Here is a 10,974-nt window from a genome sequence, read left to right as displayed (position 1 = left end):
ACCCTGACCCTCGAGCGCATTGCCAATGGCTGGCCAAACAGCAATATCGACGCCCTCATGCCATGGAATTACCAGCGCTGAACGGCCTCAGCTGCCCGCTTACCCCATACCGGCGTGCCACAGCACAAACCGTCTCGCCCGCCTCGTAGCTCTCCGCCACTATCCGGGCCTTCTCCTCCGGCGGCCACTCACGCCGCCGACCCGAACCAGTGAAGATCTCCAGCCGACGGACCGGCTCCTCGTCCCTGGACTTAAGCGTAAACTCTGAAATCGTCATATGTCGAAGCCCTCAAAGGCCTCGAACATCGTCCCTTACATCCACGCGCGAAAGGTGCCGCCGGGACAGCGCTTACGGAGTGGAAAGGATGTCAGCGGATAATCGACTTAATAAATCCGCTGAGCCTCTTGCTTTCGGGATGGTCAAATATGCGATCCGGCGGGCCGGATTCGACGATCGTTCCGTCCGCGATAAAATGCACCACATCCGCGAGCTTACGGGCAAAGCCCATTTCATGAGTGACGATCACAAGGGTCATGCCTTTGTCGACTAGGGACCTAATCGTCTCAAGGATTCCCGTCACGAGTTCGGGGTCGAGCGCCGAAGTCGGTTCGTCAAAGAGGATGAGTTTGGGATGCATCGCAAGGGCCCGCGCGATCGCGATGCGCTGCTTTTGCCCTCCCGACAACTGATCAGGGTACGAATCCGCTTTTTCTCTCAGGCCGACCTCGCCAAGCAAGCGGATGGCGTCTTCAATAGCTTCCGCACGCGGCCGCCGTTGGACCAATACAGGTCCCTCGATCACGTTCTCAAGAACGGTTCTATGAGAAAACAAGTTGAAATGCTGGAACACCATGGGCATCTCGCTGCGTGCGGCCCGAAGCATACGCTCTGGTGCGTGGTGAAAGCGCCCTCCTCTCGCCTCGCAGAGCGTCTCCCCATCGAACACTATCTCACCCGAGCTTGGCGTCTCGAGGAAATTGATGCATCGGACGAGCGTAGACTTACCCCCGCCGCTTGGCCCGATAAGGAATGCCACCTCGCCCGAGCGCACGGTGAAATCGACGCCACGGAGAACCTTCAGTGCTCCAAATGATTTGTGCAGTCCCTGCACAGAAAGAAGTGGCTGGCTCATGGTAACATCGCCGTCTTTGCAGTGGGCGTCTTTGCCAGGAAGCTTCTTTGGCGCTGATGCTGCGGTGTAAGCGCTCGCTCGACCATACGCACTAAGCGCGAGGCAATGAAGCTCATGACGAAATAGATGATAGCCACCATCATATAAACTTCCATGCTTCGGAAGGTGTTGGCTATTACCACCGTGCCGTTCCGGAGCAGTTCGTTGACAGAAATGAATGATACCAACGACGAGTCTTTCAGCAGGGCTATGAAATAGCCGCCTACTGTGGGCACCGCGATGCGCAATGCCTGGGGTAGTGTCACCCGTTTGAGAACCATGACGCGAGACATCCCGATTGATTTCCCGGCCTCGCATTGGCCGGGATCAATCGAGATGATGGCCGATCGGAAAACTTCGGAAAGATATGCTCCAAGGTTTAGGCTCAGTCCGAGAACACCCGCCCAGGAAGGGAGATGCCGATCGAAGGCAGCGTGAAGTAAATCACCAGCAGCTGCACTATGAGTGGCACGTCCCTCCAGATCTCGACGTACGCCAGCAGGATACCATTGAGCAGACGGCTTCCGCTGATCCGGCCCAAGGCGACGGCAAACCCGACCACAATGCCGATCACCATACTGAACACCGAAAACCTGGAGGGTGACGAGCGCACCCTCAAGCAGGAACGGGCAGTATTGCGGAACCAGAACAAAAAAGAAGTCGTACATCCCCGTCAAGGACCCAATTTACTTCAACAATTTAACTTGCAGGTCCGACCACATCCCGTACTTCTCGATGATTTTCTTGCGAGTGCCATCAGCGTCCATGGACGCAAGAGCGTCGTTGACTGCCGTAACAAGTTCAGCGCACTCCTTCCGGATTCCGATGGCAAGCCCACCAAGGATGTAAGGAGCTTTTGCTTCAGCTTCGGCCCACTCCGGTTTGGGCCGGTAAGTGATCGGCTCACCTAGGGTGCGGAGATCGTTCAAAGCCTCCTGTTGGCCCAACAGAGTGCCCTGATCCATCACAACGGCGTCGACCTGGCCATTTCGCAAAGCGGTGAAAGGAAGTGCAAAGTCGTTGAAATCCATGACACTTCCAGCCAGCCCTTGCTGCACCAGGACATTGGCGTTCAACGAGTCCAAAGTTCCGAGCGTCGAGCCGAGGATCTTGCCCTTCAAATCCGCCACCGATTTGATGGGCGAGTCCTTTTTTACAATGACCACGTCGTAGAGAAGCATGTAAGGATTCGAAAACGCCACTCCGGCGTTTTGAATTCGCTCCTGCGTCGAAGCCATGCTCGAGAGGATGATGTCCCAGCGCGACGCTTTCAGTCCTGGGATCAGGGTCGTCCACTCGGTGAGCACGTACTCCTGCTTGGCTATACCGAGGCGTTTTCCGAGCTCCTGGAATATCTCCCATTCAAAACCGGCCAGTCGAGCCGTCTTCATTCTTGTAGAGAAACGGCTTGGTGCCCAATGTCGCGTTGCCTGCCTTAATCACACCGGCCTCCTTGATGTCGTCGAGACAACCAGCGTTCGCGACTCCAGTGAAGACCATGAGCGCGGTAAGTGCTAAGGATGCAAATTTACTTTTCATCTTTATTCCCATTTTTTGATTTAGAATGCCATTGTCCACATGTCTCTGCGGTGTTTTACTGAGTTATTCGGCGAAATCAGAGCCTTCGGCAGTTAGGACTCGCTTCATGGCGTCGAAATACATCCGGATCTCGGCACCGTGATCCGTCCCTGGAGCGCCAAGGGAGTTGCGGATCCGCTCCTGCACAGCTTCCGTAATTATGCGCTGCTTGCCGGCTGCCATCGCGATCATTTGCGTCATGGCGGCTCTCTCAAGGAAATAGAGCCGGTGGTAGGCCTTAGCGACGCTGTCTCCAGTCGCCACGGCACCATGGTTGGCGAGCATCAGGATCTTCTTGTCGCCCAGGACACCCGCCATTCGCTCGCCTTCGTCCTGCGTCTCGGCAAACCCGTTGTAGTCGCGGTCGTAAGCAATCATGTCCTGCAGCACCACGCCGTTCTGGCTTGAGGGCTCAATGCGCATGTCTTCCAACTGGCTTAGGGCCGTGGTGTAAGGCATATGTGTGTGCAGGACGCACTTGATACCGCGGTGATGGATCGGCGCGTGAATGCACACGGCAGAAAGGTTCGCGATGCCATTGCCGGCGACCACAGCACCATCCAAAGAGACTTCTATAAGGTTCGAAGCCTTCACCTCTGACCAGTGAAGTCCAAAGGCGTTGAGATAGAACCGATCCAGTTCGCCTGGCACGGTGAGTGTGAAATGATTGTCGATGCCTTCAATGAAGTTGTCCTTCACTGCCAGGCGATGGGCGGCCGCAAGATCGCGCCGGGCTTCGGCCTGAGCCTCTGATATCGAAGGATGCGAGCTGACGGTCTCGTGTGCGTTCATCGGTTATCCTTTCATGAGACGCTATGGCCATGGCGCGAACTAAGCGGTGATTTCAAAAAGGTCTTTCGGGGCGTTATGCAGGATTTCAGCCCCGCTCTCAGTGACCAAGATGTTGTATCCGTAGGAAATCGTGACGCCGTCGAACTGCGATATCGATGGCTCGAGGGAGAAGATCATCCCAGGCTCCAGAATGGTCTCGTCACCTACCAGAATGTCCGGGAACTGCGCAAAGGTCGGAGGGTAAGATAGACCCATCCCAAAGCCCGCGCGGGCCACGATATAATCGGCATAGTCGCCCCTGATCTTCCTGCTGAGGCGGTCGATCTCCGAAGCCGAAGCGCCAGGCCGGATTAGTTCGAAAGGCCGCCAAAACGATTCGTAGTTGATTTTCCAGAGGTCGAGCAGCCGATCGGATGCCTTACCTGCCACTACGGTTCGGCAGAGGTTGGAATTGTAGCGTTTCCAGGATCCCGTGAACTCAAAAAGGATCGGATCACCGGCCTCGATGATTTTCGAGGAGGGGACCGCGTGGAAGGTGCCCGATCGCCACCCCGACGCGATAATGAACGGCAGAGTGGGATATTCGGAGCCCGCACGTGCCAACTCCGACTGTACCGCCGCCAGCACATCAAGCTCGCTAACGCCGGCGCCGAGGGTGTTCGCCAATGTTTCTAAAGCCAAGTCGGAGAAGCCGGCCGCTTTCCGCATATAACCGATCTCTGTCGGCGATTTGATGGCGCGCAGCCGCATGACCTGGTGGGTCACGTCGACGAATTCGACGTCCGGAAACGCCTCCGTCAGGGCCTTGTAGAGATCGGCGCGAAGATACCAATTGGCCATCTCAATGCCCACCCGTTTGCCGGCTGCAGCACCGAGAACGCGCAATTTGTCGATCGTCATCTGAACGGGACTGTGACCGTGGGTCCAAATGGTGACTTCCGAAATCCAGCACTGAAAAACGGTGAGTTCTTTCTCAGCTTTATGAGTGAGCAGCGAAGGTTCCTTCGCTCCTGCCTGGAAAAACACGCATTCATACAGATAGATGCCGAGAGGATCGAAGCCTGTGAAATAATTGAGGCTTTCGGGGGCATGACCGAGATAGATATCGATCTTCTCTTTCTGCAGCATGGTATCAAGACGGCTGACCCGGTCTTCAAATTCCCGCAGTGCGAATGTCAGAACCTTGCCATTGGGATGTTGATTCATGTCATTCGTTTGCGCGGACATCGGTTCTCAATCCTGGTTGGTGTGCGCTCCTCTCCAGAATGGTGAGATGACGCTTGGCGTTTAGAAACTTTGGGGCGGTCTCTCCGCTGACCATTTGCAAGGCTGGCGGCGTCAGCCGTCCCAAACGCTTTTCAATCACTCGGGCGGCGCCGAGCACCTTAGCGTCGTGATAGCGAGGTCCAACGAGCTGCAGGCCCACGGGGAGCCCGGCGTCGTCCAACCCCGATGGAAGCGATGCCGCAGGCTGCTGCGTCAGGTTGAAAGGGAAAGTGAAGGGCGTCCAATCGACCCAGCCGCTGAACCCGTCGGGTTTGTCCATTCCAACGGGGAACGGTGCAACGGCGACGGTCGGAGTGACAAGCAGGTCAAAGCTTTCATGGAAATCGGCCATTTTTGCCGACAAATCGAATCGAGCCTGTTCGGCATCTTTGAAGTCGGAGAGAGTGATTTCCTCACCCCAGATCGCACATTCAAGAAAACCGGGGTCCAGCAGGTCTTTCTGCGCATCGCTCATGCGAGCAATCAGACGTGCGGCGCCTGCAAACCAGAACGTTGCGAATACCTGCACAGGATTGGCAAAGCCAGGGTCGATCTCGACAACATCTGCGCCAAGGCTTCGAAGCTGTTCGACAGCTTCGTCGGTAACGCGCAGTATGTCGGGCGCTACATCGGCATAGCCGAGAGTACGGCTATATCCGATCCGAATGCCGTCCAGGGACTCGGCTTTGTCCGCCCCATCGGCTTTATAAGAAAGGCCGCCATAGCCGTCCTGTGTGTCGGGACGAGTGATAACGTCCATCATCAGCAGCGCGTCATCGACCGTACGCGTCATCGGCCCAATATGGGATAGCATTCCCATGGCGCTGAGCGGCCACTGGGGCACGTAACCGAAAGTGGGCTTGAAACCAAATGTACCAGTAAAGCTCGCGGGAATCCGGATCGAGCCACCGCCGTCGCTACCTTGGTGAAGAAAGCCGAGGTTCAACGCCGCTGCCACCGCCGCACCACCAGACGATCCTCCAGGTGTCAGCTTCGGATTCCAAGGGTTGCGCGTGATGCCGGTCAACGGACTATCCGTTGCTCCCTTCCAGCCAAATTCCGGTGTCGTTGTCTTCCCGAGAATGATTGCACCAGCTTCGCGCATGCGGGCTGTAAGCGGGGCATCCTGATCCCACGGTCCTTCCGCGCTGGTTGCCGCGGAGCCTCGCCGTGTGGGCATTCCGCGGGTCAGTGTAAGATCTTTGATCGTTGCTGGCACGCCGTCGAGCACGCCGATCGGCTGTCCCTTGTTCCAGCGTTCCTCAGACTGCCGGGCTGCCGTCAGTGCCCCATCGGCATCGATGTGGCAAAATGCATTGAATTCGGCGTTGACCGCATCGATGCGGTTGAGACAGTCGCGGACAACCTCTACAGGTGAGATCGTGCCGGTCTGATAGAGCTCGAGGCAATCGAGAGCCGTCAGGGCCCGAAAGGTCCCCGAACCTTTGCTTACGTTCATTTTATGTCGCACTTATGTTGGGTCAGCGGTGTCTTGCGGCTTTAAGGATTGCCGAGTTACCGTATGACCTTCCCCGTTTTTTCCTTTGATCCTAGGAAAGACGGAGGCGATTCGTCAAATTCATAGTTTTTGCGGTATCGACAAAAGACTTTTGTTGACACCGCTTTCAGGCTACATCGTCGTCGGTGTGGCGGACCATGATCTCAGCCTTGATCCAGGAGCTGAATGCCCCCACTGTCGGCGTTTCCGCCTTGGCCGGAGATGAAACGAGATAATAAGATCGGCGGCCTCTAAGCACGAGTTCAAAGGGCATCACGAGCATTCCGCTTTCCAAAGCGGCACGGCACGTGAAGTGGTCGCCTAGCGCCACTCCCTGTGAGTAAACGGCCGCGTTGAAACAGAGGTTTCCGTCATGGAAGGTGATGCCCCTGTGCGCCAGGAAAGGATCCACCCCGGCTGCCGTCAGCCAGATCTCCCAATCGGTCTCATCACCTAGGATATTTAGCAGCGGCACGCTGCTCAAATCCTTTGGATCTTTGAACATTCCATGCTGATGGAGAAACACCGGGCTGCATACCGGAGATATCCGGATGTCGACCAGGTGAGAGACAGTCATCTCAGGCCAATGTCCGTTCCCGAAGGTGATAAATGCATCGACCTCCTCATTCGCGACATTCTCCAGAAGGGTCTGGGTTTTAAGAATGATTTTGACATCAGGGAACGCTTCGTTGAACTTGGCGATGCGGCTGCAAAGCCAACCGCCCGCGAACCCCGGTGTGCTACAAATTACGAGAGTACCGCTTACACTCCTATTCGCGAACCGCTGTGCTGAATCGGAGATCATGTTGAGCGCCGACCGGACATCATGAGCATAGGCTAAGCCCTCAGAGGAGAGCCCGATGCGGGTACCCGCCCGGTGCAAAAGTGAAAAACTCAAGCTGCGCTCGAGTAAGCGGAGTTGGTAGGTTACCGCGCTTCGGGTGAGAACAAGCTCATCCGCGGTCTCTTCAACTGATCCTGTCCGAGCGAAACTGGTGAGAACGCGAAGCGCTTGAATGGACGGATAATGTTTCATGAAACGGAACCGAGTCTGCATTAGCGCCCATTTAAAGACGATGACGCATTTTATACAATGATTTAACAGAACCGAACACCTGATCGCAGAGCCTGCGAGATCGGCGACCGCGTCACTCTCGGATATAACCAATGCGCGCCGCTCCGCCGTCATGAGCGAAGGGGAGGGCATCCGCACTCGATCCCAATCGCGGGTCCGTTTCCGGAACTCGTGATGTCCCGCCCGAGACGGTGGTTGCGGTGACCTCGTTGAATCGGCTGACGTCGACTTCGAACTTCGTGCACACGTTGAGGGGGCCGACCCGAACAATCATCATCAGGCATTCGACCTCGGAAAGGACAATGGCCCCGGCGATGACAGTGCGATACTCGGATTGACAACCACACGCAACTAAAGGGCCAATTCACAGTCACGGGTGGTGATTGGATGTCCTTGCTTTGCAAAAACATCCATGCCGGCTTAGTATCCCAGATCGAGCCTAACTTCTCGCTTCATCGTTGTACCCGATACAAATTCAGCCAGGTTCTGCGAGCCCCAGCGGATATTCCTCTCGAGCACGTCATCGGCATTTGCCGCTTGGTCGTTCGACGTGATCACATTGGGCAACTTGTGGATTCCAAGGCGCGATCCCCAGCCAATCGGAAACGTTTGGCCGTAATTGTACTGCCACCATACGTCGGTCGCGAAACCATGAAGGGTGCCCGAAGTGAGCGCTTCGTATAGCGGCTTCTCCTGGATCAACATGCCGCGCGAGATATTGATGAGAAACGCCGATCGTTTCATGGCGGCGAGCTCTGCGGCGCCGAAAAACTGATGCGTCTCTTTTGTATCAGGCGTCGCCAGGACAACGTAGTCGCACTTCGGCAGAACTTCGTGCAACTCGTCGACCCCGTGCACTGCATCGAAAAAATCGACCGGGGGGCCACCTTTGGTGCGACGCACGCCGAGGGTTTGCATGTCGAACCCCTTGGCGTGTTTGGCGATTCGCCCGCCGATATTTCCAATTCCAATTACACCGATTGTGCGACCGTGTAGCATCCCCGACCTGTATTCGTCATCATAGAGAGGGAATAGCAACCTGCCTTCTTCTGTCGCCCGGTGCTTGAGAAGAGTCTTTTTTGCAAGAGCTAGTACGAACATCATTGCTTGCTCCGCGACCGCAACCGCATTCGCGCCGCGAATGTTTGCGAGCTTGACGCCACGCTGTTTGAAAAGATCCAGCGCGCCCATCAAGCCAAGGTCGTCCACGCCGGAATGCAGCCACGAGAACACCTTGAGCTTTTCCGCCATCTGAAGGATTCCTTCCGGGACGCTAAAAGCAATGATCGCATCGGCGTCGGGCGCCAGATGCTTCACGTCTGAGTAGTCGCAATCGAAACGCGAGAGATATCCGCCTCTCGGTGCCACCACCTCGGTTCCCGGAGGCAGCACTTTTTTAATTAGGCTGATCTCAGTGTCCGTGGCATACCACAAGCATAGAACTTTCATTCCTGGTCCTCCTGAATTCTGATAATCGGTCGGTGCGCAGATAGATCGCTTCAGACAGTGAGTAGCTTTCCGAATCCCGACAGTGGCTGTGTGTAGCCGGCAAGTCTAAGTGCATCCCAGAGCATTGCTTGGTGAGCGGTGATCACAGGCTTGCCAATTCGTGCTTCGAGGGGCTGGATGATTGTCGAAGTCCTCAGACCAGTGCATGGTATGAACAAAGCTTCGGACTCAGCGGAATTTAGTGCTTCGGCTGCCTCTATGATGCTCTCCGGCTTGATGTTGATGATTTCATAATCGTTGTCGATGTGGAATGAACCACACGACACGACTGAAATACCTTCGTCCTTCAAGCACTCGGTCATCGCCGCCGTAACGTCGTCTGGATAGGGTGTCAAAAGATCGACCCGCCGAATCCCGAGCTGGCGAAAAGCCTTGTAGGCTCCTGTCATCGGCGATGTTAACTTCGCGCCTGGTGCAGTTCGGTGCAGTTCTGCTTCAAGGGTCGTTTGCAAAATCAGCGCAGATCCAGACGTGCAGCCGTAGGCGAAGACATCCACGGACTCACGTGGCACGAACAACTCGGCAGCTTTGGCAATTTCATGCGCATGGCCGCGCAGATTTTCGATCGTAATGGGGTTTTTCGTCTCAATTCGGGTTGCTGAAATACTAACGCCATCCTTAGGGAGCATTCTCCGCAGCTCGTACTCAGTCACAACATCTGTCGAAAGAGCAATCAAGCCGATTACGACCTGGTTCGACATCCCTCCGTCCATAGCTGCGTTAAGATGTTTGATTGGTGACGTGATCATGACGACATGCCCTCGTTAGCTGAAACTTGAAGGTTTCTGACGATTGCCCAAGCAGCGCGCGCCGCGCGTAACACATCATCATCGGAGACACCGAATTCCGCCGTGTGAACATGGGTTATGTTTCCAAGCGCTTCATTGTAACAGCCAAACCAGAAATAGACTGACGGGAGCTTTTCGGCGTAGAATCCGAAGTCGTCAGCCCCTGCGAGAGGTCTCGTCGGAACGAGCGACTCCCTTCCAAACATGTCGGCAATCGCTTCCCGGGCCGTTTGACTGATGGCTGGATCGTTTACGACGGCAGGTTCTCCCGGAACCAATTTGAACTCTGCCTCTCCGCGATGCATCGCGGCGATCTGACGAGCCAGTTCCTCCAAACGACGTCGAAGCCTCTGACGGGCGTCTGGCGAACGTGTGCGCAGCGTGCCATCGAGAACGACGCGTTCGCAGATGATATTGGTTGCTTCGCCACCATGGAAACGGCCTATTGAAATAACCGGAGCTTCGTCAGTGTGGCTCTCACGCGATATGAGCTTCTGCATCTCAGTGACGAATGTGGACGCGATCGCGATCGCATCAACACCCAGCTCTGGCCACGCCGCGTGGCTCTTCTTTCCTTTGAATATGATCTGGAATTCATCGGATGACTTTGTTACCGGACCCGTCAGGACGGAAAAAGTCCCTGAGGGTGTTTCAGGGTTCACATGCATTCCAATCGCGCAGTCAAAACCGTCGAGCAGACCTTGTTCAGTGACAGATCGGCCGCCGAGGGGTTCTGCTTCCTCGGCCGGTTGAAACACAACGCGCACCTTTCCGGCGAAGTGCTGACGATGGGCAAGCGCGGCCAATACAACGCCCAATGCTGCAGATGCATGCGCATCATGGCCGCAAGCATGCATCTTGCCGGCGACAAGAGACCTATATGGAATATCCGGCCGAGCCTCTAGGATGGGCAGCGCGTCGATATCGCCACGAACTACCACGTTCATGGGAACTCCATTTCCCTCGCCGACAATGTCAACGAACAAGCCTGTGCGGTGAAAGATCTGAGGTGTTTGCAGCCCTGCACTACCCAAAAACTCCGCTATTTTTGCCCGAGTGTTGTGCTCCTCATTTGATAGCTCCGGGTTTGCGTGCATGTAGTGCCGGAGTGCGATGATTTGCTGCTCGCATCCCGCCGGCAAATGGAAAGCGTGACTGGCCCGCTTGAGGTATGCGTCCGATGCATTCATTGATCGATCACAATCAGCTGCCGTGGCGACTGTGCCAGGCACTCGGCCTGCTTGTCGGTGATAAGGATGCTTTCAGTGATTTCGATGCCCCAGTCGCCAAACCACA

13 protein-coding genes are annotated in these 10,974 nt (G+C 55.7%); all 13 read right to left on the bottom strand.

The genetic code is table 11. The features are described from left to right. Nucleotides 1–55: 55 nt before the first annotated feature. Nucleotides 56–277 (bottom strand): transposase, encoded by a 222-nt coding sequence (locus tag NKI59_RS34155; RefSeq protein ID WP_352708930.1) that lies wholly within the window; start codon nucleotides 275–277, stop codon nucleotides 56–58. A 91-nt stretch (nucleotides 278–368) separates the two neighbouring features. Beyond that, nucleotides 369–1,133 carry an amino acid ABC transporter ATP-binding protein gene (locus tag NKI59_RS34150; protein ID WP_352708928.1) on the bottom strand — a complete coding sequence of 255 codons (765 nt, stop codon included), beginning with the start codon at nucleotides 1,131–1,133 and terminating at the stop codon, nucleotides 369–371. Next, complete coding sequence (locus tag NKI59_RS34145; RefSeq protein WP_352708936.1) at nucleotides 1,130–1,561, bottom strand: amino acid ABC transporter permease; 432 nt, start codon at nucleotides 1,559–1,561, stop codon at nucleotides 1,130–1,132. Before NKI59_RS34145 ends, NKI59_RS34150 begins: the two co-directional genes overlap by 4 nt. Beyond that, nucleotides 1,558–1,749, bottom strand: a complete 192-nt coding sequence (locus NKI59_RS34140) for an ABC transporter permease subunit (RefSeq protein WP_352708933.1) — start codon at nucleotides 1,747–1,749, stop codon at nucleotides 1,558–1,560. The genes NKI59_RS34145 and NKI59_RS34140 overlap by 4 nt, the downstream gene beginning before the upstream one ends. A gap of 109 nt (nucleotides 1,750–1,858) precedes the next feature. Next, on the bottom strand, nucleotides 1,859–2,563 hold the full coding sequence (locus NKI59_RS34135) for a substrate-binding periplasmic protein (RefSeq protein WP_352708926.1): 705 nt from the start codon (nucleotides 2,561–2,563) through the stop codon (nucleotides 1,859–1,861). Continuing rightward, on the bottom strand, nucleotides 2,535–2,750 hold the full coding sequence (locus tag NKI59_RS34130; RefSeq protein ID WP_352708924.1) for a hypothetical protein: 216 nt from the start codon (nucleotides 2,748–2,750) through the stop codon (nucleotides 2,535–2,537). Before NKI59_RS34130 ends, NKI59_RS34135 begins: the two co-directional genes overlap by 29 nt. A gap of 24 nt (nucleotides 2,751–2,774) precedes the next feature. Beyond that, entirely contained in the window at nucleotides 2,775–3,542 is a 768-nt protein-coding gene (locus tag NKI59_RS34125; protein ID WP_352708921.1) for a class II aldolase/adducin family protein, read from the bottom strand. Between the two features lie 39 nt (nucleotides 3,543–3,581). Further along, nucleotides 3,582–4,769, bottom strand: a complete 1,188-nt coding sequence (locus tag NKI59_RS34120) for a M24 family metallopeptidase (protein ID WP_352708919.1) — start codon at nucleotides 4,767–4,769, stop codon at nucleotides 3,582–3,584. Beyond that, a complete protein-coding gene (locus NKI59_RS34115) occupies nucleotides 4,750–6,267 on the bottom strand; it encodes an amidase (protein WP_352708917.1) in 1,518 nt (505 codons plus the stop codon). Before NKI59_RS34115 ends, NKI59_RS34120 begins: the two co-directional genes overlap by 20 nt. Nucleotides 6,268–6,433: 166 nt before the next feature. Then, on the bottom strand, nucleotides 6,434–7,342 hold the full coding sequence (locus NKI59_RS34110) for a LysR substrate-binding domain-containing protein (protein ID WP_352708915.1): 909 nt from the start codon (nucleotides 7,340–7,342) through the stop codon (nucleotides 6,434–6,436). A 459-nt stretch (nucleotides 7,343–7,801) separates the two neighbouring features. After that, entirely contained in the window at nucleotides 7,802–8,830 is a 1,029-nt protein-coding gene (locus tag NKI59_RS34105; RefSeq protein WP_352708913.1) for an NAD(P)-dependent oxidoreductase, read from the bottom strand. 50 nt (nucleotides 8,831–8,880) lie between these two features. After that, complete coding sequence (locus tag NKI59_RS34100; RefSeq protein ID WP_352708912.1) at nucleotides 8,881–9,591, bottom strand: maleate cis-trans isomerase family protein; 711 nt, start codon at nucleotides 9,589–9,591, stop codon at nucleotides 8,881–8,883. A gap of 44 nt (nucleotides 9,592–9,635) precedes the next feature. Continuing rightward, nucleotides 9,636–10,868, bottom strand: coding sequence for a M20 metallopeptidase family protein (locus NKI59_RS34095; protein WP_352708911.1), 1,233 nt, complete (start codon nucleotides 10,866–10,868; stop codon nucleotides 9,636–9,638). Between the last annotated feature and the right edge of the window lie 106 nt (nucleotides 10,869–10,974).

This window comes from Mesorhizobium sp. M0598 (assembly GCF_040320865.1).
Classification (GTDB): Bacteria; Pseudomonadota; Alphaproteobacteria; order Rhizobiales; family Rhizobiaceae; genus Mesorhizobium.
The sequence above is the reverse complement of the archived record's forward strand: the minus strand, read 5'-3'. Positions and strand labels throughout refer to the sequence as shown.

Bases quoted from the DNA above. Each gene is read 5' to 3' on its own strand.
- NKI59_RS34150 (WP_352708928.1), bottom strand. From the start codon at position 1,133: ATGAGCCAGCCACTTCTTTCTGTGCAGGGACTGCACAAATCATTTGGA.
- NKI59_RS34135 (WP_352708926.1), bottom strand. From the start codon at position 2,563: ATGAAGACGGCTCGACTGGCCGGTTTTGAATGGGAGATATTCCAGGAG.
- NKI59_RS34125 (WP_352708921.1), bottom strand. From the start codon at position 3,542: ATGAACGCACACGAGACCGTCAGCTCGCATCCTTCGATATCAGAGGCT.
- NKI59_RS34100 (WP_352708912.1), bottom strand. From the start codon at position 9,591: ATGTCGAACCAGGTCGTAATCGGCTTGATTGCTCTTTCGACAGATGTT.
- NKI59_RS34115 (WP_352708917.1), bottom strand. From the start codon at position 6,267: ATGAACGTAAGCAAAGGTTCGGGGACCTTTCGGGCCCTGACGGCTCTC.
- NKI59_RS34120 (WP_352708919.1), bottom strand. From the start codon at position 4,769: ATGTCCGCGCAAACGAATGACATGAATCAACATCCCAATGGCAAGGTT.
- NKI59_RS34155 (WP_352708930.1), bottom strand. From the start codon at position 277: ATGACGATTTCAGAGTTTACGCTTAAGTCCAGGGACGAGGAGCCGGTC.
- NKI59_RS34095 (WP_352708911.1), bottom strand. From the start codon at position 10,868: ATGAATGCATCGGACGCATACCTCAAGCGGGCCAGTCACGCTTTCCAT.
- NKI59_RS34105 (WP_352708913.1), bottom strand. From the start codon at position 8,830: ATGAAAGTTCTATGCTTGTGGTATGCCACGGACACTGAGATCAGCCTA.
- NKI59_RS34110 (WP_352708915.1), bottom strand. From the start codon at position 7,342: ATGAAACATTATCCGTCCATTCAAGCGCTTCGCGTTCTCACCAGTTTC.
- NKI59_RS34140 (WP_352708933.1), bottom strand. From the start codon at position 1,749: ATGGTGATCGGCATTGTGGTCGGGTTTGCCGTCGCCTTGGGCCGGATC.